We start from the raw sequence: 26,989 nt of genomic DNA, 5'->3' as shown, positions 1-26,989 counted from the left end.
TTTTCGATGCCGCCGGGCGGGGCGAAGCCGTCCCGCCCGGCGGCATCGAGATGCGAATTCCGTGTTCAGGTGAACAAGCCGTGCGTTACTTCGCGTGCGGGATCGCCCGGATTCCTTCGTAGGGGGTTTCCCTGCCGAGGTAGTCCACCGTCTCGAACAGCCCGATCGCGTCCATCGGGTAGCGAGCGCCCGCCTCCGCCGCGAAGATGCAGGGAAGGATCTGCTTCCGCTCCGAGGCGGCTGCCTGGTTGCTCTTGCGAATGTGCTTGTGGGTGTGGATCAGAATGGGCATGTAGCCCCCGCCGAGGAACGAACCCGCCTGCAGGACGGCCCCGCCGACGCAGTCGATCACGCAGCCCTTGCCGAGGATCGCGTCGCGGCCCTGGTAGTAGTAGGAGGGCGTGGCGAGGGTGCCGTGCTCCACATGGAAAACGCCGGCCGCGAGGCCGATGATCGAGCGGCCGCCGGTCCGCAGCACCGATCGGTAGAAGTCGACCAGGATCGGCCGCACGGTCGTGTCCGGGAGCTGGAATTCCCCGCACATCAGCGTGATGCGCATCAACTCCGCGAGGGTGAGGTTGCTGCCGTTCTCACCGGGGAACTCCTGGTCCCATGGCACCAGGTAGTCCGACGGGGACACCATGGTCGTCCCGACGTCCTCGAGGATCAGCCGCTCCGGCTCACCCGCCGGCTCCGTCACCTGGACCCCGTTCCCGAGGAGCCGCCCGGCGAGCAGGTACCGGCTCTCCAGGGTTTTCGCCCTGCTGGCCGCGATCAGGATGTTGAGCCTGCCGGTCACCGTGTCCGGGATGTCGAAAAGGTGGTCGATGCCGTCGGTGGGGACGGCGATCTTCGCCTGCAGGCCGCGGACAGGCAGCGGTTCGTAGGAGTCCACGACCTCCTTGAGAGCCCCGGCGAACTCGCCCGTCCCGAGCTGGGCGAGCTTCTCCGCGGCCAGCGCCCGGTAGTCGAAGGGAATGGACGTCGACGTCGACAGCACGATGTCGGCGAGCTGGGCGCGATACCGGTCGTCGTCGAGGGACGACGCGGCCAGTTCCAAGGACAGGTATGGGGAATTGTCACCGGGACCGTGGACCCAGCTCGCGGTGAAGGGAGCCTCGAAGCGGCACGCCTGCGCGAACAACGCGCGGGCGGCGGCGTCGTTCTTGATCTGGCTCGTCACCTGCGCCAAAGCAGCTTCCTTGTCGGAGACTTCGGCCAGCATGTCCTTGGCCGGCCTCAGCAGTGTCGAAAGGTCTTCAATGATCAGCGTCATGCTTCGCTCCCAATTCGTGTGAACTTCTCGTCGGTTACCCGGTGGTCGAGGTGATCGGATTCCGTTGTGCTGGGGAAGGTCCCGGTGAACATGGCCGAACCCAGCGCCGCCAGGAACCGGTGCTCGGCCGGCCGTATCACCGTGGTGCCCTCGTCGATGCGGTGCAGGAGTTCCAGCTGGGTCAGAAGCGCCTCCTTGAAATGGTTGACGGCGATCACGGAACGGCGTGCCGATGCCGCGTCCGGAGGACACGTCGCGTTCCGGAGGTGGACGACGTGCAGGTTCTTGTAGTCGAGGTCCGAGTCGAAGAACGGCTCGAAGACCAAGGTGACGTGTTCGCCGGAATCGAACTCCACGTCGGCGAACCGATACCGGAATTCGGACCCGTAGGGAATTTCGGAGGGGTCGAGGTAGTTCCGTGAAACGCCTTCGGAGAACGCGAACTCCGCCAAGCCCGCGAAGGCGATGGCGCCGGTCGACGACGTGTAGAGCTCGACGTCCGGCAGTCCCGCGGCCGAGGTCCGCACCCGCATTTCCGCGGTCACCGACTCCGGCATCGTGCGCAGATACGTCCGATACTGCTCGGTGGGAAGGATCGCGCGCAGAATGCTCAGCATGTGGAAACCCTCGTAGCCGGCTTCGCCGTACTGGGTGTCGACGAACCTGCCGTTCGCGACGTCGAGTTCCCGGTTTTTGGTGAATTCCACGGTGATCTTCTTGATCGGACCGGATGCACCGACCTGCCGCACGGACTCCGCGAAGTGCCGCACGGCCTCACTGCGGGAGTACACGTCGTTGACGATGATCCGGGCGCGGGGATTCCGTCGGATCGTTCGCTGGAGAGCGGCGAGGTCTTCCGGGTAGCAAGCAGGTTTCTCGAGCAGGACGCGGGCATCCGGCTGAATCAGGAGAATTTCGCCGACGACGGAAAGATGCGTGGCCGTCGGCGTGGCGACCACCCAGGCGTCGACACCCGAGGGATCGGGAACGTGGTCGACGCGGTCCCAGTCGGCGTTGTTCCCGGTGTCCACGGTGCGGATCCGGTGACCCGCCTCGCCGTAGCACGTGGCATAGAGCGACCCGATCTTGCCGAGCCCGACGATCACGATCTTCAGCTCATTCGGCGATGGTGACGGCATGAGCCTTCCCTCCCCGCGTCCGAAGGGCGTGGCCGGCGGCGGACGTTCCGGCCGCCCGGCCCAGTACGGATCCCGCCATCAGCCCGGTGCCACCCGGATATCCCTGGTCGTAAAGGCCGCCGACGATCACGCCCGCCGCGTAGAGGCCGCTGATCGGTTCGCCGCCGCCGCGCACTTCGGCGTCGGCGGTCACGGACAGCCCGCCGTAGGTGAAGGTCAGGCCGCAGACCACCGGAACGAACAGGAACGGAGGTGTGTCGAGGCGTTTCTGTCCTTGCCCGGAATTCAGGCGCCGGACTTCGGCTGTCAGGTGCTCGGCGTCGATACCGAGCCGTCGTGCGCCTTCCTCGACCGAGGAGACGATCACCGCCGCCGGGTCGCCGAGGTAGCCGTCCGGGAGTGTGCCGGCCGAGACGACCTTGTCGTCGAAGATCTGGAAGGCGATCTTTCCGGGCTGTTCCTGGATCTTCTGTCCCAGTGTGACGTAGTTGAGGTTGCTGTAGCCGGATTCGTCGAAGAAGCGACGCCCCTGCCGGTTGACCACGATGCCCAGCGGATAGGCGTACCTGGCCAGGCCGTGGGATTTGTGCATCTGGCCCGGCAGCATGTAGTCGGGCAACTTCACGCCCTGCGGCGTGGTGTGGCACTTTTCCCAGTTGCCCGCGACGTCGGCGCCGATCTCGACGGCGGCCGTCAGCGGCGCGCCTTCGTTGAACGGGACGCCTCGCAGCTTGACGTTCCGCCAGTCCTCTCCGAGGTGGAGTTCACGCAGTCGCGTGTTCGCCTCGAAGCCGGCCGATGCCAGTACCAGCGCGTCGGCGAGCACCGGGAACGCGGGCCCCGAACCGTGGAGCAGATACCGGTCGTCGGCGGCCTTTTCGAAATCGGTGACCGCGCTGTCGTAGAAGACCGCTCCACCGAGCCCCTCGAACCGGGCGAAATTCCGGTCCTGCAGACTCTGGCCGCCGCCGTCGAGAACGATCGGCACATCGCCGGGAAGCGGGGTCGGCCTCGGTGCCCACCGCTGGCCGAAATCGCGCATCCAGGTGATCGTGTCCGTCGAACGGCGAATGATCGATTCGATCAGGGCGACATCCACCTGACTTCCGGACACCTTCAACCAGTCGCTGAGATACTGTTCGTCCGTGTATTCCGATCGGCCGGCCAGTATCTCTTCGGCCCGGTGTTCGTCAGCCTCCCGGAGCAGGCCCGCGATGAATGATCTTCCTTGCCAGGAGAAACGCATGGTCCTGGTCAAGGAACTGTTCCCGCCGCGAAGTTCCTTCGGCGCGGCTTCGAGGACGGCGACGGAGGTCGCGCCCGCCTGCAGTGCGGCTATACCCGCACAGAGACCCGCATTCCCCGCCCCGACAATGACGACCTGCCGCTCGGCGACATCACTTTGCCCACTGCGCATCAACAACGCTCCACGTAATCCGGTGTTCGCCATTTCTGATTGACCGAGTTCGAGCCAGGCCGCGTGGCCGGGCGGTCGGCAGGCATTCGGGGTAACGGCGCCTGCCGTTATCAACTCACGATCACTGAGTCGATTCGGTTATCAGGAAACCGTTCGTTCGCGAACTGTCGGTCCGCTGCCGGGATCACAGCTCTCTTCTCGCGTGTGCTCAGAGTCGCGGCGCGCGAGGGTGCTCCCCGGTATCAAGCGGACGGCTGCTCATTCACCCCTCCGAGCAGGCCTGATCGCTTCCCCAATGCGGGCGGCGACGAGCGCCGCCCGATCTTCAGAACAGAATTTCAGTGGATGCCTTCCGAGGTAACCCTGGTGTTTCCGTCGAGTTTCCCGTCGCCACTGACGATGATCCCGCCGGTTCTTTTCGATTGCTCACTTCCGGAGCCCAGGCATTTCCGCGCCTCCCCCGGTGCGGTTGATGTGGGACCAACACTGATCAGCCTGACTTCCTGGCCAGCGCATGGGCAACCTCCGGCCAGTTCGGGCTTGTACGAAACCGTTCGAGCGCGCCCGAACAGCAGATTCCGGCGCCGCTGATTGGCGGTATCGCCGCCGAGATGGCCTCAGTCAATCTAGAGCGATGATCGTTGAAGAGGGGGGCGATGATGGGGAGTCGCCGACGGAAGGCCTGCCACCGGACTCGGCCGGTTCACCGGCTGAGTTCACAGCGGCACTGCGTGTATTGAGAACATGGTCCGGACTGACTTATCGGCAGTTGTCCGGAAGGGCCGCGGAACTCGGGGGAGCACTTCCGGCGAGCACCATCGCGACCACTCTCGGCCGCACCACCTTGCCTCGCGAGTCATTCGTCGAAGCCTTCACGCGCGCGTGCGGACTCGGTGACGAGCAGGTGCGGCGGTGGCTCGAGGCCAGGACGCGCATCGCGATGGGAAGCCCGTCGCGGGCCGAGGAACGGGCCGCCGACGACGAGAGGGTGAACGCCGTCGCGCGGCCGGAGCCGGCACCGCGGCGCTGGCAGCGCTGGCGCGCGCCGTTGATCGTGGTCGTCGTCCTCGTCGTCCTCGTCGGCACGCTGGGATATCTGATCTCGCCCTTCGACACGCCCTCGGAGAACAAGGTCGCCGAGGCCCTGATGCCCGGGCTCGCCCTCCGGGAGATCGGCAGCTGGGCGCAGATCCGGCCGGCCCGCTCTCCCGAGCTCTGCCTCGCCGAGGGGAAGGACCGGACCCAGCTCTACTCCGGCACCATCGTCGCCCAGCAACCCTGCGGGGAAGCCGCCTCGCCCCGCGTGTTCATCGACCCGATCGGGGAGGTGAACGCCGTGCAGATCCAGTGGCACCATCCGGACACCGGGGTCGGCTGCCTCACGGTCGTGAACGAAGGAATGGGACACGACCTGGTCGAGCCCCGCGACGACTGTGGCGACGACAGTGCGGACCAGTTGTTCACCATCGCCGCGGCGGGCCCGCCCGAGGCCGCGTACTACGTCATCAGTCCCGTCGGGACCAGCCAGTGCCTCGGCCTGCGTGACCTGGACACCGACGCGGGTACCGAGGTCGTCCGGGAACGCTGCTCCGGCGCGCCCGACCAGATGTTCCTCATCGATCTGATCCCGCCTCCTTGAGAGCGGGACCTTGACCGGTCCAGACCAATTGCGCCCTAACTCAGCGTGCCGATCCGCGCGCCCGTGATCACTCCACGAGAAAGGTCGGAACACCGGGAACCGAGGACGACCTCCCGACGACTTGTGGGGCTGAGTCGTGCGGCCCGGCGAGCGGAGAGAGATGCACTGGTACGAGGACGACGACCTGTGGGTCGGCTTCGCGGACGTGATGTTCCCGTGCGGCCGGGCCGAAGAGGCCGAACGCCTGACGGCCACGTCGCCGCTGCTCGCGGTCACGGAAGACACGAAGGTGCTGGACCTGGCCTGCGGCCCGGCGATCCACGTCGTGCCGCTGGCGAGGAAAGGCGCCGACGTGACCGGCGTCGACCTCAGCCCGGCCATGCTCGAACGCGCGCGTGAGGCCTGTGAAAGCGCGGGAGTCGCCGCGAAGCTGATCGAGGCCGACATGCTCGAATACGTCGAGCCCGGCGCGTACGACCTGATCATCAACATGTACACCTCGTTCGGTTACTTCACCGAGCCCGGCGACAACCTCACCGTGCTGCGAAACGCCTACGCCAGCCTCGCGCCCGGCGGCAGGCTGTTGATCGACGTGCTCGGCAAGGAGGTGCTCGCCGGCTGGGTCGGCCGCCCGAAAGCGGTCGACGTCGACGGCGGGACGGTGTTCATGCGCGACACGATTCTCGACGACTGGACCCGGCTCAAGACCGATTGGACCCTGGTCCGCGAGGGTGTGGCGAAGCAGGCGTCGATCCTGTCCTTCCTTTACAGCGCCGCGGAACTGAAGGCGCTGTTCGAGACGGTGGGCTTCACGGACGTCGAGTGCTTCGGCGACTTCGACGGCTCGCCTTACGACAACCACGCGCGCCGCCTGATCGTGCGTGGTGAACGTGCCGGCTGAAACGCTTCGCCTGTTCGCGGAGCCCGACGACGAGACCGCCCGCCCGCTCCGGCTCACCGGTCCGGTGGTCCTGTTGTCGGCGGCGCTCCTGATCTCGCTGATCGCGGGCATCGCGCTCGGCCCGACCGCCGTCGCCCTCCCGGATGTTTTGCGCTACCTGGGAAAGGCGATCGTCGGCGGCACCATCACCGGAGACGAGGTCGCCGGGTACTCGATCGTGTGGCAGGTCCGGACCCCGCGGGTGCTGCTCGCGGCAGTGGTCGGCGCGGGGCTCGCGGTGGTCGGGGTCGCCGTGCAGGGCCTGGTCCGCAACGCCCTCGCCGATCCGTTCGTGCTCGGGATCTCCTCGGGCGCCTCGGTCGGCGCCGCCGCCGTCGTGGTGTTCGGCCTCTTCGCCGGGCTCGGTGTGCTGGCGCTGTCGACGGCCGCGTTCCTCGGCGCGCTGGGCGCGACGGCGCTGGTCTACCTGGCCGCCCGCAGCAAATTCGGCCTGACGCCGTTGCGTCTCGTGCTCACCGGGGTCGCGCTCACCTATGCCTTCCAGGCCGTGATGAGCGTGCTCGTCTACCTCTCGCCGAACGGCCAGGCCGCGCAGACCGTGCTGTTCTGGCTGCTCGGCAGTCTCGGGTCGGCGACCTGGGCGTCCCTGCCGCTGGCCGCGCTCGGGGTGGCCGTCGCGATCGTGGTCCTGCTGCGGTACGGCACCGCGCTCGACGTCCTGTCCATGGGCGACGAGACCGCGATGAGCCTCGGCACGGACTCGGCCGCGTTGCGCCGCTGGCTCTTCCTGCTCACCGCGGTCGTCACCGGCCTGCTGGTGGCGGTGAGCGGCTCGATCGGGTTCGTCGGGCTGGTCCTGCCGCATGTGGTGCGGATGGTCGCCGGTTCGGGACACCGTCGCGTGCTGGCACTCGCGCCGCTGGTGGGCGCGGTCTTCCTGGTCTGGGTCGACCTGCTCGCCCGCACCCTCGTCGCGCCGGAGGAACTGCCGCTCGGCGTGATCACCGCGCTGATCGGCGTCCCGGTGTTCCTCGTGGTGATGCGGCGGCGCGGTTACGCGTTCGGGGGTCGCTGATGTTGTCCCTGACCGAACTTTCCGTCGAGGTGGCCGGTTCGGCGTTGCTCCGCGAGCTGTGCCTGGACGTCGGCGCGGGCGAGGTCGTCGGTCTCCTCGGCCCCAACGGCAGCGGCAAGTCGACGGCGTTGCGCTGCGTCTATCGGGCGCTGACACCGTCCGGCGGCGCGGTCCTCCTCGACGGCACCGACCTCGCGGAGCAGGGCCTGCGCGACACCGCCCGCCGGATCGCCGCGCTCACCCAGGACAGCCGCGCGGATCTGGATTTCACCGTCGAGGAGGTCATCGCGCTCGGCCGGTCGCCGCATCAGCGCGGCAATCTCCGGTTGTCGGCCCGCGAACGCGCGCTGTGCCGGGAAGCGTTGCGGCGCCTGGACATCACACATCTCGCGCAGCGCAGTGTGCTGACGCTTTCGGGTGGTGAACGCCAGCGCGTCCTGGTGGCGCGGGCACTCGTCCAGGAGCCCGAGGTCCTGGTCCTCGACGAGCCGACCAACCATCTTGACGTCCGGCACCAGGTGGAACTGCTGAAGTTCCTGCGCGACTGCGGGCTCACCGTCCTGGTCGCGCTGCACGACCTGAACCTCGCCGCCGCGATCTGTCACCGGATCGCTTTGCTGCGTGGTGGATCCCTCGCCGCCTGCGGGACACCGGCCGAAGTGCTCACGCCCGAAACGGTCCGCGCTGTCTTCGGCGTCGAGGTCACCCAGGTGACCCATCCCGTGACCGGTGCGCTCCAACTGCTTTACGACCTTCCCGCCGAAGAAACCGAGGGGATCTCACGATGAAGCCGTCCAGGGTGGCCGCGCTCTTCGCCGCGGCACTGCTCCTGAGTGCCTGCGGTGCCCAGGTCGAGGCCGGACCGGCCGCGCCGGCACAGGCCACGGTGACCAACTGTGGTGCGCAAGTCACCTTCCCGGCGCCGCAACGTCCGGTGGCCTACGACGTTTCCGGTGCCGAGAAGATGTTCGCGCTCGGACTCGCCGGCCGGATGCGCGGCTACGTGATGAACTCCCTCGGTGATCCGTCGATCGCGAGTTCGCCGTGGAAGGACGACTACGCGAAGGTCGAACGCCTCGGCACTTCGCGGGTCACGCGCGAGATCCTGGTCAACGCCAAAGCGGACTGGGTGATCGCCGGGTGGAACTCCGGGTTCAGCGAGGAGCGCGGGATCACCCCGAAGCTGCTGGACCAGGTCGGCATCCGCAGCTACCTGCACACCGAGACCTGCTGGGAATATCCCACCGCGAAGGCCGAGGTGACGCCGTTGGAGGCGCTCTACACCGACCTGCGCAACCTGGGCGACATCTTCGGAGTCCGCCAGCGGGCCGACGAGCTGGTCGCGGAACTCAAGGGGCGCTTCGACAAGGTCCGCTCCGGAGCGCCTAAGACCCCACCCGCCAAGGTGTTCGTCTACGACTCCGGCACCGACCAGCCCTTCACCTCCGGGAAACACGCCGCTCCCAACGACATCATCGACGCCGCAGGTGGCACTAACGTCTTCCGCGAACTCCAGGACGGCTGGGGCAGCGTCGGCTGGGAAGCGGTGGTGAAGGCCGAACCCGAGGTGATCGTCGTGGTGGACTACGCGGACCAGCCCGCCCAGGACAAGATCGCGTTCATCAAATCCGCGCCACAGCTGACGAACACACCCGCCGTGCGCGACAACCGGTTCCACGTCGTTTCCTACGGAGACCTCGTGAGCGGCCCGCGCAACGCCGCGGGGGCCGAGTCGCTGGCCGCCTACCTGCGGTCGGTCGGCCGGTGAACGCGATGCCCGTCGAGATGGAATCCTTGGTGCACGAGCACGTCACGGACGCGATCAAGACACCGGCGCTGATCCGGCTCGCGCCGAACGTCGTGCTGATCCGGTTCGAAACTCTCAAGGTCTACGCGGCGCTCGGCGCGGTCCGGTCCTTGCTCGCCGACGGTGTCGTCCGAAAAGGACAGACGCTGATCGACAGCTCCAGCGGGATCTACGCCCTCGCGCTGGCGATGGCCTGTCACCGCTACGGTCTGCGCTGCCACATCGTCGCGTCCACCACCGTCGATCTCACCATGCGTTCGCAGCTGGAGATCCTGGGCGCGACCGTGGACCAGATGCCGCCTTCGGAGGACCTCCGCCTCGACCAGCGGCGCCGGGTCACGCGCGTGCACGAACTGCTGGAGTTCCATCCGGACATGCACTGGATGCGCCAATACCACGATCCCGTGCACTACCTGGGTTACCGAGAGGTCGCCGACCTGGTAGCCCGTGCGCTGCCTGCCGGGCCGCTGACCGTCGTCGGCAGTGTTGGCACCGGCGCGTCGACCGGCGGGATCGCGCGGTCGCTGCGCGAACGCGATCCGGACGTCCGCCTGACCGGGGTCCAGCCGTTCGGCAGCGTCACCTTCGGCAGTGAACGGTTCACCGATCCGGACGCGATCATCGCGGGCATCGGCAGCGCCATCCCGTTCGAGAATGTCGATCACGAACTGTACGACCGGATCCACTGGCTGGACTTCGTGCACGCCATGGCCGCGACCATCGGCCTGATGCGTGATCACGCCGTCTTCGCCGGGCTTTCCACCGGTGCCGCGTATCTGGCGGCGGGCTGGGAGGCGGCGCGGAACCCGGACCGGACGCACGTCGTGATCGGCGCCGACACCGGACATCGTTACACGGCAAAGGTCTTCGCGCGGCACCGCGAGGCCGTCGACCCGGCGGGTCTCGCGCCACGCGAGATCGCTTCGCTGGACGACCTCGCCCTGCCGTGGGCGGTGATGGACTGGCGACGCCGCCGATTCGGGGAACCTTCGCTGCCTTCCCAGCAGTCGTACCGGAAGGATCGGGCATCGTGACCGTCGTCCTGCTGGAAGCACTCACCTTCGGCCTCGGCAGGCTGGCCGACGCGGCGGCGGAAGCCGGGCGAAAACTGGTGCTGTTCACCGGAAACCGCGATATCTACCGTTACGAACTCGGCACGCTCGGACCGGACAGGCTCGAGGTCGTCGACATCGACACCGCCGACATCGCGGCCTGCGAAACCGCGTTGCGTGCCATCCCGGATCTCGCCGGGATCATCAACTCGACCGACACCTGGGCGCTGCCGGGCGCGGAACTCACCGCCCGGCTCGGCCTTCCCGGCCCGGACGCGGCGGCCGTCCGCGTGCTGCGGGACAAGGGTGCGGTGCGCGATCTGCTGTACGAACACGGGCTCACCCGTGGGCGCCCGGTACCCGTCATGGTCGCCGAAGAACTCGGGTTTCCCTTGGTGGTCAAGGATTCGTCGGGGACGTCGTCACGAGGAGTGTGGCTCGTCCGCGACGCCGCCGAACTCGAGCGAGCGAGGCTGGAGGCGAAAGACACGCCACTCAAGGGGCATCTGATCGCCGAACCGTACTTCGCCGGGCCACTCTACAGCGCGGAAACCGTTACTTGGCAAGAAAGAACCCGGCTGCTCGGAGTACTCTCCCGTCAGCTGTCGCCCGAGCCCGTGCGTCGCGAGGAAGCCGCCGCGTTCCCGGTGGCCTTCCCCGACGCCGAGCACGCCGGACTGGCCGAGTGGATCGGTCAGGTACTCAAGGCCGCCGGGCACGAACAGGGCTTCGCGCACACCGAATTCGTCCTCACCGCCGACGGGCCGGAGGTCGTCGAGATCAACATCCGGATCGGCGGGGCGATGCTCGGCGAGGCACTGTGCCGCTCTTTGGCCACCAACGTCTATTCCGCGATGATCTCCATGGCGCTGGGCGAGGAGCCCGATTTGCTCACCCAAAGGTTCAGCGAAGGACCGGGTGTCGGGTTCGTCCTGGCCTATCCGGCCGAGGAAGGCGTGCTGACGGGCTGGTCAGGGCTCGATCGGCTACCCGGTCTGCCCGGCGCGCCGGAGTGGTATCCGACGGCGAGCCCCGGTGACGAGATCCGGCACCTCGCGGATCAGCGGTCCTGTACGGGAATCGTGCTGGCCGAGGGGGCGACGGCCGAACTCGCGCTGCATCGCGCGCTCGCCGCGGCGGGTGGGATCACGCCGGAGATCGCTTCTTGAGGGTCTCAAGGAGCGGGCACGCATTTCTTCGCGGCGGCGACGGCGGCCAGTAGATCCGGCGTTTCCTTTTGACCGACGCGAAGGGGTCGGTGGTCTCCATGAGCGGCTCCAGTGCGGTCTGGCTCTGGGAGGAGTCCAGCTGCCACGTCCCGGCGTGAACACGTTCCGGAGGGGAGATGGGTTGCCTGAGGAGTTCAGCCGCAGCCGCCCAGGAGCCGCGCCAGCTCGTCGGGCAGCAGCGGCGGTTCCGGCAGCGGGCTCGCGGCCGTGGCACGCATCCCGTCGAACAGCAGGGCGAGATGGCGGCGCCAGGCCTCCGGCCGGACGGCCGCGGTCGCCTCCACGGTGCGCGCGATCCCCCAGGTCACGAAGGCCATGTCCTCGAGGGTGAAGTCGCCGCGGAGGGCCCCGCTCTCCTTGGCGCGCTCGATGACACGGGTCATGAGGCCGTACCCGCGTTCGAGGTCCTCGGTCTGCGGCGGCCGTGTCGAGGCCAGCTCGTTGTAGCCGCGATCGGCGGCCTGCAGTTCGCAGATCCGTTCGATGAAGGACGTCAACCCGGCCCAGGCGTCGTCGAAGGCCAGCGCGTGTTCGGCGATGGCCGCGACAGTCTCGGTCCGGTCGGCGAACGCGGCGTCGACCAGATCCGTGCGCTGAGGGAAGTGGTTGTACAGCGTGCCGATGCTGACACCGGCGGTCTTGGCGATCTCTTCGAGCGCGACGTCGAGTCCTCGCACCGCGTAGAGCCCCCTGGCGGCCTCGACCAGCAGGTGGCGGTTGCGCTGGGCGTCCTTCCGGAGGGGTTTGGTCACGCCCGCATCGTAGCCAAGTTGAAGCTGGCCTCAAGTTGTGTGTACCTTCGAAGAAGTTGAGGAGACCCTCAACTTTAGTTTCTGGGAGGACATATGACCAAAACGTTCGCGATCTTCGGCGCCGGGCCGGTGCTGGGACTGTCACTCGCCCGCCGCTTCGGCCGCGAAGGTTTCCGCGTCGCCCTCGTCGCGCGCACCACCGAGAACCTCGACGCCCTCGTCGCCGAACTCCACGGTGACGGCATCGAGGCGAGCGGGTTCGCCGCCGACGTCTATGAACCGGCCCGGATCGCGGCCGCCGTCACCGCCATCGGCCGGATCGACGCGGTCGCGTTCAACCCCGGCGGCGGGAACAGGGGGGAGGGCATCGCGCCGGTACTCGACGTCGATCCGGAGAACCTGAGGCTCATCCTGGACCGGTTCCTGGTGTCCGCGGTGGCACTGGTGCGAGCCGTGCTGCCGGACATGACCGAGCGCGGCGACGGCGCGATCCTGTTCACCGCCGGTCAATCCGGCCTGCACCCGGTGCCGTTCCTCGGCAACGTGGGGATGGCACAGGCGGCGTTGCGGAACTACTTCCACAACCTGAACTCCGTGCTCGCCGAGAAGGGCGTCTACGCCGGAGCGGTCAACATCGGCGCGCTGATCGAGGGCAGCGTTCCGCACCAGGTGCTCACCTCGGGGCCGCTGGACTTCGAACCCGAGGTGATCCACCCGGACGTCTTCGCCGACGCGTTCTGGAAGCTCTACGCGACGCGTGAGGCTGCCGAAGTGCTGGTCGGTTCGCTCGGGAAGTAGTTAACCGAGGTGGTCTTGAGTGGCGATTCGGGATAGGGCCGCCCGGTCCAGGTACCTACCGGCGGATAGGTCGGGATCGAAGGTCCGTGAAGGCCTCCTTCCCTGCGCCAGTGTCGCGTGATCCTGCTTGCTTGACGTTGGGTTTCGTTCCTCGGACGGCGATCTCGCGTGATCAGACGGCGGTTACGCGTGATCAGACGGCGATCTCCGGAGATCGCCGTCTGATCACGGGTAAGACCTGCAGGATCACGCGACACTAGACGCAACGAAGGGGCCTTCATGTACCTCAGGTGACCAAGGCGCCGGCGACAGTCACGACCACAGTGACCGATGCCGTACCCCAGCTACTGCTCGATGGCGTAGGCCTCGATCTCGACCTTCATCTTCGGGTCGAGCAACGCCGAGACCTCGACCATCGTGGCCGCGGGCAGCACGTCGCCGAAGGCTTCGCGGTGGGCCCGCGCCACCAGGTCGGCGTCCTTGATGTCGGTCACGTAGGTGACCGTCCTGACCACCGCGGACAGGCTCGAATCGGCCTCCCGCAAAGCGGTCTCGATGATCGAAAGCACGGCCGCCGCCTGCTCGTACGCGTCACCTGACCGGAACGGCTCGCGCGCCGTCGTCCCGGACACGTGGATGTGCTCGCCGACGCGCACCGCCCGGCTGTAACCAAAAATCTGCTCGAAGTCCCCACCGGAGGAGATGTTCACCCGCTCAGTCACGATCCGAACGAAACCACACCGGCGGCCGGAGCGGAACCGGATTCGCCTCACCCTCGATCAGTCAAGTTCAGGTGGTGCCCCGACTTTCGAGTCGAGTGTGGTGATAGGGCTCGTAGCATCGGGCTGAGTTCGCTCGTCACCGGGAGGCTCTTCGTGGTCGTCGCACAGTGCCGCCCCAGGCGGCAAGGTCACCTGCACACTGACGCCGCCGTGGCCGACTACCTGGCCGGTGTCCTCAGTGGAGCGACCTGCAACGGCGACGTGAAGGCCACGAGTGGCTCGGTCGCGCCGACCGAAAGCTGCTTCGCCGGCACGGCAAGCAACGCGGTCACCTCCACCACTCCTGGCGCCCGACGACGCGGCGGATGCCGCGGTGCGCACGCCGCCGGGTCCGGCGCTGAGCGGCCGGATTGCGTTCTCGGGCAGTGAGGCTTGTTCGTACGGGCAAGCCTCACTGCCCGGTGCCACGGGGGATCCGCGATCCTGCCTAGGATGCCTTTTGCAGGAACAGTGTTTTGTGCTCTTTTTCGGCTTGAGGCGTGGTGAACGGCCTGCCGGCCGTCCGCGTCGTCGAGCCGTGCCCCGTGGTGACCCTGACCAGACCGAGCAAGGCGGCCCATGCAACCCAACTTCGACGCCGGTGAGGATTTCGCCCTCCTCCTGGAGCGGGAAGCCAAGAAACTCGAGGAAAGAGCCAGCGCGCTGACCGCCGCGTTCGCCGCGTCCGCCTCCACCGCGCAGTCGGCGGACGGCTCGGTGACGGTGAAGGTCGAGGCCAACGGCTCGCTGAGCTCCATCGAGTTCAGCAACCGGGCGCTCACGCTGGGGGCGGCCAGACTCTCCTCACTCGTCATGCAGACCGTGCGCGAGGCCCAGCGCAGGACCGTCGAGAAGGTCACGGAGTCCTACACCGAGATCAACGGCAACGACGAGGCCGCGGAACTGGTCCGCACCTTCATGCCGAAGGTCGAGGACGAAGAGGGCGGCGCGCAAGAGAGCCCCGAACAGGACAAGTGGACGCCGGAGGCGCACAACGAGGACCGGCCGCCGCAGCCGGGCCGGTGGATGCCGCCGCCGCAGCCGGGTGGCGCCCGGCCGCAGGCTGGTCCCCCGATGCCGCCGCAGCCGGGCCGCCCCGTGCGGCCCCCGAACCCGCCGGCGCCGCCGCGCACCCGGCGGCCGTCCAGCCCCGACGACGACGAAATGAGCCCGTGGTGAGCGGTGGACGCGAGGTCACGACAGAGGCGCTGAGGGAATTCGCCAAGCACCTCGACCGGCTCGAGGAATCGCTGCAGAAGAGCGCCGACATGGTGGGCAGCTGTGTCGCCGACCCCGGCCTTTTCGGCATCTTCGGCGGCCAGGCCTACGGCGCGGGCGCGAGCATGCACTGTGGCAAGGCACGCGACCAGCTGAACGAGTACGCGGAGAACATGCAGAAGTTCTCCGACAAGATGCACGAGGCCGCGAAGCTGTACGAGTCCAACGAGCAGGACTCGGAGAAGCTGATCACCGCCGCCGGCGACGGGATCGACGAGGTGAAGGTCAAGTGAGCGAGTACCACCGGAACGATTTCGGGAGCAATAGCGGCGTCAGCGCCGACGACTTCAAAGACGAGAAGAACGACTTCCTCGCGGGCAGTGGTGACACCGCGGGCGCGGGCTTCTTCGATTCGGCGTTCGCGCTGAAACGGGCGACCAACGAAGGCGACGCCCTCTCCATCACGATGGCCTCGATCGGGATGGGGATCGAGATCCTCGGCATGGTCCTCGACCCGATCGGGTCGTTGCTCACCGCCGGAATCGGCTGGCTGATGGAGCACATCGTCATCTTCCGCTGGCCGCTGGACTTCCTGCTGGGAGACCCGAAGGGCATTGAGGCCGCCAAAGAGGCGATCTACGAAGAGGGCAAGACGGTGAAGCAGTGGTCGGAAGACCACAAGAAGTCCACCAAAGACCTCTTGGAGACCTGGAAAGGTGACGCCGCCGAAGCGTTCCGGTCCGACATGGAAGGTGTCGCCGAGCAGCTCGACGCGCTCGCCGGCTACGTCAATCTCGCCGGCAAGCAGATGGGCATCGCGGGCGCGATCATCGGCGCCGTCCGCGGCATCGTCCGCGACATCATCGCCATGACCCTGGCCGGCATCCTCAAGGCCGCGATCGTGGCGGTCGCGCTGGCGCCCGTCACCTTCGGCGCCTCGATCATCGCGGCGATCACCTCCATCATGGTCACGGTCGGCGTGGCGATCGCGAAGATCGCCAAGCAGATCGCCGACATCGCCAAGCGGCTCGCCGAGATGCTCAAGGCCCTGGCCAAGACGCGCGGGGCGGCCGACGACGTCGTCAAGATGAAGCTCAGCGGCAACATCGACAAGATCAAGGTCCCGGTGGGAGGCGGCAAGAAGCCGCCGCCGCAGGCCGCCCCGCCCGGGGCGCCGCGGATCGAGGACGTGAAACCCGACCCCCTGGCCAAACCCAAACCGGACAAGCTCGGCGACCAGGCCGGGTGGATCGTGCGGGAAAAGCTGTTGAAGGAACTGCGGGCCAAGGGCGAGCTGTCCGAGGGCGCGATGAAGAAGCTGATGGAACGGTTCGACTACTGGACCAGCTGGCCGATGCCCGAATTGACCAAGAGGATCGGCAAGACCGCGGCGGAAAACATCGAAAAGGTCACCAAGATCCTGAGCGATCCGACCTACGGTGCCTCGGGTATGGCAGGGAAGACCATCGTCGAGTTGACGAAAGGCATCCCACCCGCGGCGAACGAAAAACCGCCGGAGGAATGACGGCCACCGGAGCCCCGCACCGATCGAGGTGCGAGGCTCCGGTCATGAGGGGGATACGTGTCAGGAAACAGGCCGGTCGTGCGGGCCGCCCACCGGGACGACGTCATGGCCATCTGTCACTTCGGCGAAGAGCACGTCCGAGCCCATTACGCCCCGCTGATCGGTGCGGAAGCCGCGGACGAGCAGATCCGGAAATGGTGGCACGAGACGAACATCGGCGGGGCCGTCGCCCGCGACTCGGTGGTGGTCGCGGTCGACGGGAACGTGATCGGCGTCGGGCAGCGCGGTCTCGACGGCGATGACCACGTGATCTACAAGCTTTACGTGCACCCTGGGCATCGTGGCGGCGGGCTGGGCCCGCGGTTGCTCGATGCCCTCATCGGACAGTTGCCCTCGGACACCGATCGGCTGTACATCGAGCACTTCGTGGCCAACGAGCGTGCGGGTGCCTTCTACGAGCGCGAAGGTTTCACGGTGGAGCGGATCGAACCGAGTTCCACGGAGGACCCCGGTCTCGGCGTGGTCTGGCGTGTCCGCAACCTCCGCTAGCCGAGATTCCGGGCGAAGGGGCCGTCGAGCCAGCGGTCGACCTCACGCTGACCACGCAGGCGGACGACGACGAGGTCCGGATGCCGGTTCTCCTCGATGACCTTGTGCACGCGTGCCCGGATCATCGGGTGGTAGCGCCAGGCGAGCTTGACGATGTGGTCGGGATCGGTGAAGAAGGTGTGCAACGGACCCTCGACGTTGCCACCGGCGATCTTCGAGCCGCGCCCGACACGGCGTTTCAGCGTCCGGATGACCGCGCGGGTCACGGTCACGGCGCGCGGATGATCGAGCCAGACCAGCGCGTCGAGCCGTTCGGTCATCCGCTCCCGAACCTCTTCGCCCTGCCATTCGATGGCCCACTCGTCGCCGTCGAGGAACTTCAGGACGTCGGCCTGCCAGGTCTCCCGCACCGTCCAATTCGGTCCGTGGAAGAAGGACTCGAACTCGACGAACGGCAACCCCAGGCGTTCGCACAGAATTCGTGCCAGCGTCGACTTGCCGGATCCGGCGGGGCCAGCCACCGCGACCCGCCGGATCCGTCGTTCGGGAAGGGCATCGTCCGGCCCGATGATTTCCATGACGGGAGCATAGGGACTGAGCGGTAAGGACGGTTATCCGTTTTTACCCGCTACGAGACCCGCCCGAGGAAGGCCAGGAACCGAGTCTGCTGGTCGACGTCCGGTGCCGGTTTCAGCTTGGCCCGAAGGTGCCCGGCGTGCGGCTGATGATCAACCGGGCGAGGGAGAACGACGGCGCGACGAGATCAGCTCCATGCGCACCTTCACGCCGAGTGTCGAAGGTCAGTAGCGCCAGGTGGTCGGTGACCGTCGCATCGGGGCGGTTGGCCACGTACCACGACGGGGCGGGCCGGTCGAGTAGGTCATCGGTGACGACGGCGGCGGTCGCGTCGCGGGTCGCGCGCCATCCGGCCAGCGGGTCGTCGCCGGCGAGTTCGCCGGGATTCTCGGAACCCGCCGGGCCGTTTCGTACCGTGTACTCCTGGCCCGCCGCGTGATGGCGCAGCACTTCCCGCCCCCAGATGACGTGACCCACCACGTCACGCACCGTCCAGAGTTCGCACGCCGACGCCTTGTTCCCCTGTTCCGCCGGGACGGCGTCGAGCACGGCGTCGAAGGCGTCCTGGCCCGCTGGTAGCGATCCAGGGTTTCGTTGGTCTCCATTGTTCTCCCTTTTACAACTTCAAAGTCGCCCTGATGGCCTTTGTCAGTTGTTCGGGACCAGAATCAATTCCTGGTCGAGCGCGAGGTCGTACGGGATGACGGTGCCGTCCGGCCTGCAGAGCGGCGTCGTCGAGACCGTCCGGGCACTTGAGATAGGCGACGAGCCTCTTCTGACCGGGAGCGTCTTCGCGTGCGACGACGGCGGCCTGCGAGATGCCCGGATGCGCCAGAAGGGCGGCTTCGACCTCTCGGGGCTCGCTGCGGTAGCCGCGGATCTTGACCTGGTCATCGAGGCGCCCGAGGTACTCGATGTCGCCGTTCGCGTTGTGGCGGACGATGTCCCCGGTCCGGTAAAGCCGGTCTCCGGCGGTAATTACGCCATCCGCGCGGCCTGGCCGAAGGAGGAAGTTAGGACACAGTCCTGGCTTCGATCATCTCGTCGGTCCAAGAGATCTTCATGAAACGGTCGAACACGCCGATTCAGTGAAAGGCTTTGCATTCTTGCCGTGGTTCGAGATATCGAGCGCGGTGGTTCACGGTTAGCGGAATTATGCGCCTCGATGTATTCGGTCGGCCGTCTGTCAGGCGGAGAGTGAATGCCGGGCCGCGCGGCGAACCCGAGGCGAGTGCTCGACGGCTCTGACCAGACGGACCCCGAAGGGCGCGCCGTCTCAGACCCCGCCCGGGCACGTCGTTCTGCCGGAGAATGCCAAAAACCGCGCTGAATTGTCCTTAGCGCGGTTCGTTGTGCGGCGTGCCCTCGGCAGGATTCGAACCTGCGACACCTGCCTCCGGAGGGCAGTGCTCTATCCCCTGAGCTACGAGGGCGTAGCCGCCTGAGCGACTTCGGAAAGCTTAGCGCATCCCGTCCGGCGTCCTCGCAGGCGGTGGCCGTTAACCGTGGTGATGGTCCACGAGGCGGGCGAGGAGCCGGGTCAGCTGCTCTCGCTCGGCGGGTTCCAGTGGCGCGAGGAAGGCGTCTTGGGTCTCGCTGACCAGGTCTTCGAGGTGCTGGAGCCGCTGGACGCCGGTGCCGGTGAGGGTGATCAGGTTGCGTCTGCCGTCGGCGGGGTCGGGGGCGCGCTCGACGTGGCCCGCGCCGGTGAGTTCGTTGATGACGGCGACGACGTCGCTGCGGTCGATGCCGGTGGAGCGGCTCAAGGCGGCCTGGCTGGACGGGCCGTTCTCGTCGATGGCCGCGAGAATCCCGTAGTGGTACCGGCGGGCTCCGCTGCGGGCGAACTCGTCCATCGCGAGCCGGTGGGCCACGGTGGCGGCCTGGTTGACCAGCCAGCTGGCCTTGCCGCGAAGCCGGACGGGTGCGGTGCTCATCGGGACAGCGTAGCGTTGGTGACACCAACGGACTGGGAGAATATCGTGATCGAGCCGTTCGAGGTGCGGATCCCCGAAGCCGCCATCGCCGACCTGCGAGCCCGGCTGCGTGCCACTCGCTGGCCCGAGCCTGCCACTGTGGACGATTGGACGCAGGGTGTCCCGCTGGAGTTCGCGCGGGAGCTGTGCCGCTACTGGGCCGAGGACTACGACTTCGATTTGGCCGCGCGGGTCAACGCTTTCCCGGGGTTCAAGACCACTGTGGACGGTCTGGGTATCCATTTCCTGCACGTCCGTTCGCCGGAGCCGGACGCGACCCCGCTCGTACTCACGCACGGCTGGCCGGGTTCGGTCGTCGAGTTCCTCGACGTGCTCGGCCCGCTGACCGATCCCGCCGCGCACGGAGGTGACCCCGCGGACGCGTTCCACGTCGTCGCGCCGTCGCTGCCGGGGTTCGGCTGGAGCGACAAGCCGTCGTCGACGGGGTGGAACGTCGAGCGCATCGCGCGGGCGTGGGACGAGCTGATGGGCCTGCTCGGCTATGAGCGCTACGCGGCGCAGGGCGGCGACTGGGGCGCCGGAGTGACGAACATGCTCGCCAAGGTCGCGCCGGAGCGGTTGATCGCCGTCCACGTGAACATGGCGGGCGTCCCGTACGACGAGGCCAAGCTGGGTGAACCGACAGCGGAGGAGAAGGCGGCGATCGGCGATCTGGCCCGGTTCCGCACGGTCGGGTCCGCGTACTCGCAGCAGCAGGGCACCCGCCCGCAGACGGTCGGCTACGGGCTCACCGATTCGCCGGTGGCGCAGGCCGCTTGGATCGCCGAGAAGTTCTGGGAGTGGACCGACAACGACGGCTCACCGGAGACCGCGCTGTCCTGGCGGCAGATGCTCGACGCGATCTCCGTCTACTGGTTCACCGGAACGGCTGCTTCGTCGGCGCGGATCTACTGGGAGAACAAGGAGCGGGACGTTTCCGCGATTGAGGTTCCTTCGGGTATCTCGATCTTCCCGCGCGAGATCATCCGGCCGTCCCGGCGTTGGGCGGAGCTGCGTTACACCGATCTTCGCTGGTACGAGGTGTTGGCCAAGGGCGGTCACTTCGCGGCGTTCGAGCAGCCTGAGGTCTTCGTCGGCCAGTTGCGGGGGTTCTTCCGGTCGCTTCGGTAGCGGTGCGTGTCGGTTTCAGGTGCTGGGAAGGCCCTCCTGGGGGATGGCTTCCTTGTGTGGCTTAGGACATGGTGAACTTAGGCTCACCTGTATTGCACATATGCGCATGTGACAATATATTCGGCCTGTCGACTTCACGAGAGGCGGAGCAATGGGTCACGGGCACGGGCACGGGACAGCGTCGCCGTCGAGCGCGTCAGGCCGCTACCTCAAAAGCCTGACGATCGTCCTGGTCATCGGCGCCGGCTTCATGGTCATGGAGTTCATCGTCGGGTTCGCCACGGGCTCGCTCGCGCTGATCTCCGACGCCGCGCACATGTTCACCGACGTCCTCGGTGTCGGCATGGCGCTGGCGGCGATCATGCTGGCCCGGCGCAGCGGCCCGACACTCACCCGCACTTTCGGGTTCTACCGGGCCGAAGTGCTCGCGGCGCTGGGCAACGCCATCCTGCTGTTCGGCGTAGCGGGCTACGTCCTGATCGAGGCCATCGGCCGGATCAGCGACCCGCCTGTCGTGCCCGGCCTGCCCGTGCTGCTGGCGGCGGCCGCGGGTTTGGTCGCGAACATCGTCTCCTTCCTGATCCTGCGCAAGGGCGCGGAGGAGAGCATCAACGTCCGGGGCGCTTACCTCGAGGTCCTCGCCGACCTGATCGGCTCCGTCGGCGTACTGCTGAGCGGTGCGATCACGCTGATGACCGGTTGGCGCTACGCCGACCCGATCATCGGCGTCGCGATCGGCCTGTTCGTCCTGCCCCGCACCTACGCCCTCGCCCGCCGCGCGCTGCGGATCCTGTTCCAGCACGCGCCGAAGGGGGTCGACGTCGCCGGGATCCAAGCCGAACTGGGCGCGCTGAAGGGCGTCGAGGACGTCCACGACCTGCACGTCTGGACGCTGACTTCGGGCATGGAGGTCGCCTCGGTGCACCTCACCATCGCGCCGACCGTCGAACAGGCCACGGTGCTGACCGAGGCGCAGAACCTCCTGGCGAACCGCTACTCGATCGAGCACGCGACGCTGCAGATAGAAGTGCCCCAGTGCGCGCGACGCTGCCGGGAACTCTCCTGGTAGCTCCACCCCCTTCACGCAATTCGTCCTCTAGTTGCGGTAGTTGGCAAGACGAACTACCGCAACTAGAGGACGAATTGCGTGAAGGGGGAGGGTGTCAGTCGGGGAGGGGGGCGGCGCCCCGCTCCTGGAGTAGGCCCTTCATCAGGGTGATCTCGGCACCCTGCGAAACGAGCATGCTCCGCGTCAGCGACTTCACGTCCGCCACGGAGGTGTGATCGTTGCCGTACTGCGCCATCGCCGTACCGCCCATGTGGTGCCGCAGCATCAGCTGGAGGAAGAAGACGTCCATCTCCTTGCCGGTCAGCGACCGCAGTTTGGCCAATTCGGCCGACGTCGCCATGCCCGGCATCGGCGCGCCGTTCGACGGCTTCGGGTCGGCGCCACCGTGCCCGGCGTGCCCGGACATCGGTTCGGTCATCCAGGTCATGTACGCGCCGGTCGTCTGCTCGGGCTGGCCCCACAGGCCCAGCCAGCCCTTCATCCGGCCGACCTGGCCGGTCTGCGTGCGCTCGATGTCGAACGCGAGGGTCTTGATCGCCGGATCGGCCGTGTGGTCCCGCGCCCAGCCCGCCATGGTGACGGCCTGGAGGTGGTGCACCGACATGTCCTGCGCGAAACCGACCTCGATCGACCCCGCCCCCGGGGTCGTCGACTCCGGGCCTGAGTCGAGCAACCTGGTCGTCAAGGCGCCGAGGCCGAAGCCGAGGATCAGCATGACGACCAGGGCCGCCCCGATCACCAGCCACCGGCTCGCCGCCGACCGCGAAGTGTCGTCCGGTTCGTCGATGTACTGGAGATCGGGGTCCATCTGGCTCACTACTTGCTCGCGGGCGCCGAGGGCTGGGTGGCCGGGGGCTGCGACGGCTGACCGGCGCTGGGCTGCCCGTCCTGCTGGGTGCCCGCGGTGCCCTTGTAGTCCATCGGCTTCGCGTCCGGCCCCGGCGGGGTCGGGTCGAACTCGCCCGGCTCGATCTGCGCGTCGCAGGTGGCGTCACGCTCGGGGTACGCGCCGTACGGGTTGGTGCGCAGCGCCGCGATGAACTGGTCGATCCGTTCGTCGGAGGCGCTGTCCAGCTTCAGCTGGTGGCCCCAGGACTGCAGCGAGATCGGCTTGTCCAGGTTCGGGTACGGCGACATCACCGTGTACGGCTTGCCCTCGACGCGGACCTTCAGCAGATCCAGCGCCTCGCCGGTGACCTGCTGCGGGTTGTAGGCGATCCAGATCGCGCCGTGCTCGAGACCGTGGACCATGTTCTCGTTGCGGACGGCGTTCGGGTAGACGACGCCGTTGCACGCGGCCCAGGCCTGGTCGTGCGGGCCACCGAAGGGCGGGAGCTTGTCGTAGGCGACGCGCTCGGCGGCCGTGACGTGTGCCTGGCCCGGGTACTCAGCGGTGACGACCCCGGAGATCCGCTTGGAGGGATCCGGGTCCTGCTGCGAAGGCGCGAAGGCGGCCGCGGTCTCTTCACGGGTCTTCTGCTCGCGCTTCGGTGCTGAGGCGACCATGTAGTAGGTGACCACCGAGGCCGCCAGAGCGACGATCGCGACGACCGCGATGATCGTGCCCCAGGGCGTGCCCTTCTTGGACACGACGGAACTACGGGCGGCCTTCATGGCGTCCTTCGACGACGCGCCCTTTTTTCTGGTTGTCCCGTTAGCCATGGCTCCTGCGTTCTCCGAAGGGGTGGTCCCTGCGCGGGCCAGTGTAGAGACCGCACGTCTGATCACCGTGAACGCATCGGATGATCACCGGCTTGGCTCACACCTTCCGGCGGTCGCTGCGAAGCCCCGACCAGCTGACACCTAGAATTCCGCGAGTGACTCCCGCAGCTCTCGCCGACCTGGTCCGTAACTCAGCCGTGCAGGTTCTCACCGCGCGCGGCCTCGACGATTCCGTGCTGCCGGAGAAGGTGACGATCGAACGTCCCCGCAACCCCGAGCACGGCGATTACGCGACCAACCTGGCACTGCAGGTGGCCAAGAAGGCGGGGATGAAACCCCGCGACTTCGCCGACGCGCTGGCCGAGGCCCTCGCCGCGGCCGACGGCATCGACTCGGCCGAGGTCGCCGGGCCGGGCTTCCTCAACCTGCGGCTCGCCGCCGACGCGCAGGGGCAGATCGTCCAGCAGGTCCTCGACGCCGGGGACAAGTACGGTCTCGGCGACGAGCTGGCCGGGGTCAAGATCAATCTCGAGTTCGTCTCGGCGAACCCCACTGGCCCGATCCACCTCGGCGGCACTCGCTGGGCCGCGGTCGGCGACGCGCTGGGCCGGGTGCTGTCCGCACAGGGCGGTCTGGTCACCCGCGAGTACTACTTCAACGACCACGGCGCGCAGATCGACCGCTTCGTCCGGTCCCTGATCGCGGCCGCCAAGGGCGAGCCCGCCCCGGAGGACGGGTACGCGGGCGGCTACATCAACGACATCGCCGCCGAGGTCCTCCGCCAGGAGCCGAGTGCGTTGTCGCTGCCCGACGACCAGCGCGCCGAGACCTTCCGCCGGGTCGGCATCGAGCTGATGTTCACCGAGATCAGGCAGAGCCTGCACGATTTCGGCACCGATTTCGACGTCTACTTCCACGAGAACTCGCTGCACGAGTCCGGCGCCGTCGCGTCGTCGGTGCAGAAGCTGAAGGACTCCGGGAACCTGTACTTCGAGGACGGCGCCTGGTGGCTGAAGTCCAAGGAACACGGCGACGACAAGGACCGCGTCGTCATCAAGAAGGACGGCAACCCGGCCTACATCGCCGGTGACCTCGCCTACTTCCAGGACAAGCGCAAGCGCGGTTTCGACCTCTGCATCTACATGCTCGGTGCCGACCACCACGGGTACATCGCCCGGCTCAAGGCCGCCGCCGCCGCGTTCGGCGACGACCCGGCCGTGGTCGAGGTGCTGATCGGCCAGATGGTCAACCTGGTCGCCGACGGCAAACCCGTCCGGATGAGCAAACGCGCCGGAACCGTGATCACCATGGAGGACCTCGTCGGCACCGTCGGTGTGGACGCGGCCCGCTACGAGCTGATCCGCTACTCGGTCGACTCCACTTTGGACATCGACCTCGACCTGTTGCGCAAGCACTCCAACGACAACCCGGTCTACTACGTCCAGTACGCCCACGCGCGGCTGGCCTCCTTGCAGCGCAACGCTTCCGACCTCGGTCTCAAGCCCGAAGTACGTATTCCCGCCGAGGGCTCATCAACACAGACCGATGGCGATGTCGACTTCGGTTTGCTTACGCTGCCCGCCGAGGGCGATCTGATCCGCACACTCGGCGAATTCCCGACCGTCCTCCGCCGAGCGGCGCAGCTGCGTGAACCGCACCGCGTCGCCCGGTACCTCGAAGAACTCGCCGGCGCCTACCACAAGTGGAACGCCGTCGGCCGGGTTCTCCCGAAGGGCGACGAGGAGACCACCCCCCTCACGTTCTCCCGGCTCGCGCTCTGTGAAGCGACTCGCCAGGTGCTGGCGAACGGCCTCACCGTGCTCGGTGTCTCCGCTCCGGAGCGGATGTGATGGGACACGGCGCCGAAACGACGCCCGCGCTCCACCCGAAGGGCTCGCTAACACGGAGGCAGGGCGTCCTACGAGCGCGACGTAACTTTTTCGACCTACCTGACGCCCTGGCTACGCGTTCGCGCGGCCTTGATCGAGCGGAGTAACGCAGAATGGCTCACCCCGCCGGCCCCCGCCACGCCGACGTCTACCCCCACGCCGACGCCTCCGGTTTCCCGCCGTCGAGTCCAGCGGAACTCGACAGGCTGTATCCGAAGGTCTGGCCCCGCAACACCTTCCGCGGAGGGGACGGCGTCGTGCGCATCGCGGGCGTCGACGTCCGCGAACTCGCCGAGCAGTACGGCACGCCGCTGTTCGTCGTCGACGAGGCCGACTTCAAGTCGCGCTGCGCCGACTACGCCGAGGCGTTCGACGACCCGGCTCTCGTGCATTACGCGTCCAAGGCGTTCCTGTCCATCGAGATCGCCCGCTGGGTGGCCGAGCAGGGGTTGAGCCTGGACGTCTGCAGCGGCGGCGAACTCGTCGTCGCGCAGCGCGCGAACTTCCCGGCCGAGCGGATCACCTTCCACGGCAACAACAAATCGCTCGACGAACTCGAAGCGGCCGTCGAGGCAGGCGTCGGCACGGTCGTGGTCGACTCGTATTACGAGATCGCGCGGCTGGCCGATGTCGCCGTCCGGCACGACGTCACGCAGAACGTGCTGATCCGGGTCACGGTCGGCGTCGAGGCGCACACCCACGAATTCATCGCGACCGCCCACGAGGACCAGAAGTTCGGTTTCTCGCTGGCCTCCGGTGACGCGGCGGAGGCCGTGCGCCGGGTGCTCAACGCGCCGTCGCTCAACCTGATCGGCCTGCACAGCCACATCGGTTCGCAGATCTTCGACGCCGACGGTTTCGAGGTCGCCGCCCGCCGCGTGGTCGGCCTGCTGGCCGAACTCGCCAAGGAGCACGGCACCGACCTGCTCGACCAGTTGTCGATCGTCGACCTCGGTGGCGGTTTCGGCATCGCCTACACCGACAAGGACAACCCGCCCCCGCCCGCGCAGATGATCACGCAGATCCGCGAGATCGTCCGCAAGGAATGCGAGTACGCGGGCCTTCCGGTGCCGAAGATCGCCGGTGAGCCCGGCCGCGCCATCGCCGGCCCCGGCACGATCACGCTGTACGAGGTCGGCACCATCAAGGACGTCTCGCTCGGCGACAAGGCCGCCCGGCGTTACGTCAGCGTCGACGGCGGGATGAGCGACAACATCCGCACCGCGCTCTACGACGCGGTGTACGACTGCCGTCTCGTTTCCCGCTCCGCCGACGACGACGGGGACGGCCAGGCCGCCGCCGCGCTGTCCCGGGTCGTGGGAAAACACTGTGAGTCCGGCGACATCGTCGTCCGGGACTGCTGGCTCCCCGACACTCTTGCTCCCGGCGACCTGCTCGCCGTGGCGGCCACCGGGGCGTATTGCTACTCGATGGCCAGCGGATACAACCGGCAGCCGCGGCCCGCGGTGGTGGCCGTGCGCAACGGCAGCGCCCGCGTGCTGCTGCGGCGGGAGACGACGGACGACATGCTGCGCCTGGAGGTCTAGC

General features: G+C 67.5%; 27 protein-coding genes and 1 tRNA gene. 16 read left to right on the top strand and 12 right to left on the bottom strand.

Annotation, left to right across the window (positions count from 1 at the left end):
• Positions 1 to 85 precede the first annotated feature (85 nt).
• The 3 genes from ACM6LU_RS20780 to ACM6LU_RS20770 are packed head-to-tail and all read right to left on the bottom strand — an operon-like array spanning position 86 to position 3,832.
• The gene (locus ACM6LU_RS20780) at positions 86 to 1,276 is read right to left on the bottom strand and encodes a hypothetical protein (RefSeq protein ID WP_414939373.1); all 1,191 of its coding nucleotides are present in this window, start codon (positions 1,274 to 1,276) and stop codon (positions 86 to 88) included.
• Positions 1,273 to 2,415, bottom strand: coding sequence for a hypothetical protein (locus tag ACM6LU_RS20775; protein WP_414939372.1), 1,143 nt, complete (start codon positions 2,413 to 2,415; stop codon positions 1,273 to 1,275). The genes ACM6LU_RS20780 and ACM6LU_RS20775 overlap by 4 nt, the downstream gene beginning before the upstream one ends.
• Positions 2,393 to 3,832, bottom strand: a complete 1,440-nt coding sequence (locus ACM6LU_RS20770; protein ID WP_414939371.1) for an FAD-binding protein — start codon at positions 3,830 to 3,832, stop codon at positions 2,393 to 2,395. Before ACM6LU_RS20770 ends, ACM6LU_RS20775 begins: the two co-directional genes overlap by 23 nt.
• A gap of 514 nt (positions 3,833 to 4,346) precedes the next feature.
• Here ACM6LU_RS20770 and ACM6LU_RS20765 point away from each other — a divergent pair.
• From ACM6LU_RS20765 to ACM6LU_RS20735, 7 genes are all read left to right on the top strand, one after another.
• The gene (locus tag ACM6LU_RS20765; protein WP_414939370.1) at positions 4,347 to 5,471 is read left to right on the top strand and encodes a helix-turn-helix domain-containing protein; all 1,125 of its coding nucleotides are present in this window, start codon (positions 4,347 to 4,349) and stop codon (positions 5,469 to 5,471) included.
• Positions 5,472 to 5,631: 160 nt separating this feature from the next.
• Entirely contained in the window at positions 5,632 to 6,372 is a 741-nt protein-coding gene (locus ACM6LU_RS20760) for a class I SAM-dependent methyltransferase (protein WP_414939369.1), read from the top strand.
• Positions 6,353 to 7,447 (top strand): FecCD family ABC transporter permease, encoded by a 1,095-nt coding sequence (locus tag ACM6LU_RS20755; RefSeq protein ID WP_414939368.1) that lies wholly within the window; start codon positions 6,353 to 6,355, stop codon positions 7,445 to 7,447. Before ACM6LU_RS20760 ends, ACM6LU_RS20755 begins: the two co-directional genes overlap by 20 nt.
• Positions 7,447 to 8,235, top strand: coding sequence for an ABC transporter ATP-binding protein (locus ACM6LU_RS20750; RefSeq protein ID WP_414939367.1), 789 nt, complete (start codon positions 7,447 to 7,449; stop codon positions 8,233 to 8,235). Before ACM6LU_RS20755 ends, ACM6LU_RS20750 begins: the two co-directional genes overlap by 1 nt.
• A complete protein-coding gene (locus ACM6LU_RS20745) occupies positions 8,232 to 9,215 on the top strand; it encodes an ABC transporter substrate-binding protein (protein WP_414939366.1) in 984 nt (327 codons plus the stop codon). Before ACM6LU_RS20750 ends, ACM6LU_RS20745 begins: the two co-directional genes overlap by 4 nt.
• Positions 9,216 to 9,220: 5 nt before the next feature.
• Positions 9,221 to 10,288 (top strand): cysteine synthase family protein, encoded by a 1,068-nt coding sequence (locus ACM6LU_RS20740; RefSeq protein ID WP_414939365.1) that lies wholly within the window; start codon positions 9,221 to 9,223, stop codon positions 10,286 to 10,288.
• Positions 10,285 to 11,475 (top strand): ATP-grasp domain-containing protein, encoded by a 1,191-nt coding sequence (locus ACM6LU_RS20735; RefSeq protein WP_414939364.1) that lies wholly within the window; start codon positions 10,285 to 10,287, stop codon positions 11,473 to 11,475. Before ACM6LU_RS20740 ends, ACM6LU_RS20735 begins: the two co-directional genes overlap by 4 nt.
• A 194-nt stretch (positions 11,476 to 11,669) precedes the next feature.
• On the opposite strand, the gene ACM6LU_RS20730 is transcribed toward ACM6LU_RS20735, so the two are convergent.
• Positions 11,670 to 12,287: a TetR/AcrR family transcriptional regulator gene (locus ACM6LU_RS20730; protein WP_414939363.1), complete on the bottom strand. Its 618-nt coding sequence runs from the start codon at positions 12,285 to 12,287 to the stop codon at positions 11,670 to 11,672.
• Positions 12,288 to 12,380: 93 nt separating this feature from the next.
• Between ACM6LU_RS20730 and ACM6LU_RS20725 the strand changes: the two genes are divergently transcribed.
• On the top strand, positions 12,381 to 13,085 hold the full coding sequence (locus ACM6LU_RS20725; protein WP_414939362.1) for an SDR family NAD(P)-dependent oxidoreductase: 705 nt from the start codon (positions 12,381 to 12,383) through the stop codon (positions 13,083 to 13,085).
• Between the two features lie 344 nt (positions 13,086 to 13,429).
• Here the strand turns inward: ACM6LU_RS20725 and ACM6LU_RS20720 are convergent, their stop codons facing one another.
• Positions 13,430 to 13,807 carry a RidA family protein gene (locus ACM6LU_RS20720; protein ID WP_414939361.1) on the bottom strand — a complete coding sequence of 126 codons (378 nt, stop codon included), beginning with the start codon at positions 13,805 to 13,807 and terminating at the stop codon, positions 13,430 to 13,432.
• Positions 13,808 to 14,425: 618 nt separating this feature from the next.
• Here ACM6LU_RS20720 and ACM6LU_RS20715 point away from each other — a divergent pair.
• From ACM6LU_RS20715 to ACM6LU_RS20700, 4 genes are read left to right on the top strand one after another with little or no spacing between them, the layout of a single operon-like run.
• Positions 14,426 to 15,025, top strand: coding sequence for a YbaB/EbfC family nucleoid-associated protein (locus tag ACM6LU_RS20715; RefSeq protein WP_414939360.1), 600 nt, complete (start codon positions 14,426 to 14,428; stop codon positions 15,023 to 15,025).
• Positions 15,022 to 15,357 (top strand): type VII secretion target, encoded by a 336-nt coding sequence (locus ACM6LU_RS20710; RefSeq protein WP_414939359.1) that lies wholly within the window; start codon positions 15,022 to 15,024, stop codon positions 15,355 to 15,357. Before ACM6LU_RS20715 ends, ACM6LU_RS20710 begins: the two co-directional genes overlap by 4 nt.
• The gene (locus ACM6LU_RS20705; RefSeq protein WP_414939358.1) at positions 15,354 to 16,589 is read left to right on the top strand and encodes a WXG100 family type VII secretion target; all 1,236 of its coding nucleotides are present in this window, start codon (positions 15,354 to 15,356) and stop codon (positions 16,587 to 16,589) included. Before ACM6LU_RS20710 ends, ACM6LU_RS20705 begins: the two co-directional genes overlap by 4 nt.
• 57 nt (positions 16,590 to 16,646) lie before the next feature.
• Entirely contained in the window at positions 16,647 to 17,138 is a 492-nt protein-coding gene (locus tag ACM6LU_RS20700) for a GNAT family N-acetyltransferase (RefSeq protein WP_414939357.1), read from the top strand.
• Here ACM6LU_RS20700 and ACM6LU_RS20695 read toward each other — a convergent pair.
• From ACM6LU_RS20695 to ACM6LU_RS20675, 5 genes are all read right to left on the bottom strand, one after another.
• Positions 17,135 to 17,716, bottom strand: a complete 582-nt coding sequence (locus ACM6LU_RS20695) for an adenylate kinase (protein ID WP_414939356.1) — start codon at positions 17,714 to 17,716, stop codon at positions 17,135 to 17,137. The genes ACM6LU_RS20700 and ACM6LU_RS20695 overlap by 4 nt on opposite strands.
• A 112-nt stretch (positions 17,717 to 17,828) precedes the next feature.
• Entirely contained in the window at positions 17,829 to 18,263 is a 435-nt protein-coding gene (locus ACM6LU_RS20690) for a maleylpyruvate isomerase N-terminal domain-containing protein (RefSeq protein WP_414939355.1), read from the bottom strand.
• Positions 18,264 to 18,330: 67 nt separating this feature from the next.
• Positions 18,331 to 18,534 carry a hypothetical protein gene (locus tag ACM6LU_RS20685; RefSeq protein WP_414939556.1) on the bottom strand — a complete coding sequence of 68 codons (204 nt, stop codon included), beginning with the start codon at positions 18,532 to 18,534 and terminating at the stop codon, positions 18,331 to 18,333.
• Positions 18,535 to 19,074: 540 nt separating this feature from the next.
• A tRNA-Arg gene (locus tag ACM6LU_RS20680) sits at positions 19,075 to 19,147 on the bottom strand.
• Between the two features lie 66 nt (positions 19,148 to 19,213).
• On the bottom strand, positions 19,214 to 19,651 hold the full coding sequence (locus ACM6LU_RS20675; protein WP_414939354.1) for a MarR family winged helix-turn-helix transcriptional regulator: 438 nt from the start codon (positions 19,649 to 19,651) through the stop codon (positions 19,214 to 19,216).
• Between the two features lie 42 nt (positions 19,652 to 19,693).
• Between ACM6LU_RS20675 and ACM6LU_RS20670 the strand changes: the two genes are divergently transcribed.
• Positions 19,694 to 20,821 (top strand): epoxide hydrolase family protein, encoded by a 1,128-nt coding sequence (locus tag ACM6LU_RS20670; RefSeq protein ID WP_414939555.1) that lies wholly within the window; start codon positions 19,694 to 19,696, stop codon positions 20,819 to 20,821.
• 151 nt (positions 20,822 to 20,972) lie between these two features.
• Positions 20,973 to 21,890: a cation diffusion facilitator family transporter gene (locus ACM6LU_RS20665; protein WP_414939353.1), complete on the top strand. Its 918-nt coding sequence runs from the start codon at positions 20,973 to 20,975 to the stop codon at positions 21,888 to 21,890.
• A gap of 94 nt (positions 21,891 to 21,984) precedes the next feature.
• Here the strand turns inward: ACM6LU_RS20665 and ACM6LU_RS20660 are convergent, their stop codons facing one another.
• Together ACM6LU_RS20660 and ACM6LU_RS20655 are read right to left on the bottom strand one after the other, a co-directional pair.
• Complete coding sequence (locus ACM6LU_RS20660) at positions 21,985 to 22,698, bottom strand: DUF305 domain-containing protein (protein ID WP_414939352.1); 714 nt, start codon at positions 22,696 to 22,698, stop codon at positions 21,985 to 21,987.
• Between the two features lie 8 nt (positions 22,699 to 22,706).
• Positions 22,707 to 23,504 carry a DUF3105 domain-containing protein gene (locus tag ACM6LU_RS20655; protein ID WP_414939554.1) on the bottom strand — a complete coding sequence of 266 codons (798 nt, stop codon included), beginning with the start codon at positions 23,502 to 23,504 and terminating at the stop codon, positions 22,707 to 22,709.
• Positions 23,505 to 23,707: 203 nt separating this feature from the next.
• On the opposite strand from ACM6LU_RS20655, the gene argS reads away from it, so the two are divergent.
• The gene (gene argS / locus ACM6LU_RS20650; RefSeq protein ID WP_414939351.1) at positions 23,708 to 25,402 is read left to right on the top strand and encodes an arginine--tRNA ligase; all 1,695 of its coding nucleotides are present in this window, start codon (positions 23,708 to 23,710) and stop codon (positions 25,400 to 25,402) included.
• A gap of 152 nt (positions 25,403 to 25,554) precedes the next feature.
• Positions 25,555 to 26,988, top strand: a complete 1,434-nt coding sequence (lysA, locus tag ACM6LU_RS20645) for a diaminopimelate decarboxylase (protein ID WP_414939350.1) — start codon at positions 25,555 to 25,557, stop codon at positions 26,986 to 26,988.
• The last annotated feature ends 1 nt before the right edge of the window (position 26,989 follow it).

The organism is Amycolatopsis sp. cmx-11-51 (assembly GCF_047608665.1).
GTDB lineage: Bacteria > Actinomycetota > Actinomycetes > Mycobacteriales > Pseudonocardiaceae > Amycolatopsis.
Note: the sequence above shows the minus strand (reverse complement) of the source record. Positions and strands in the feature narration are given on the sequence as shown.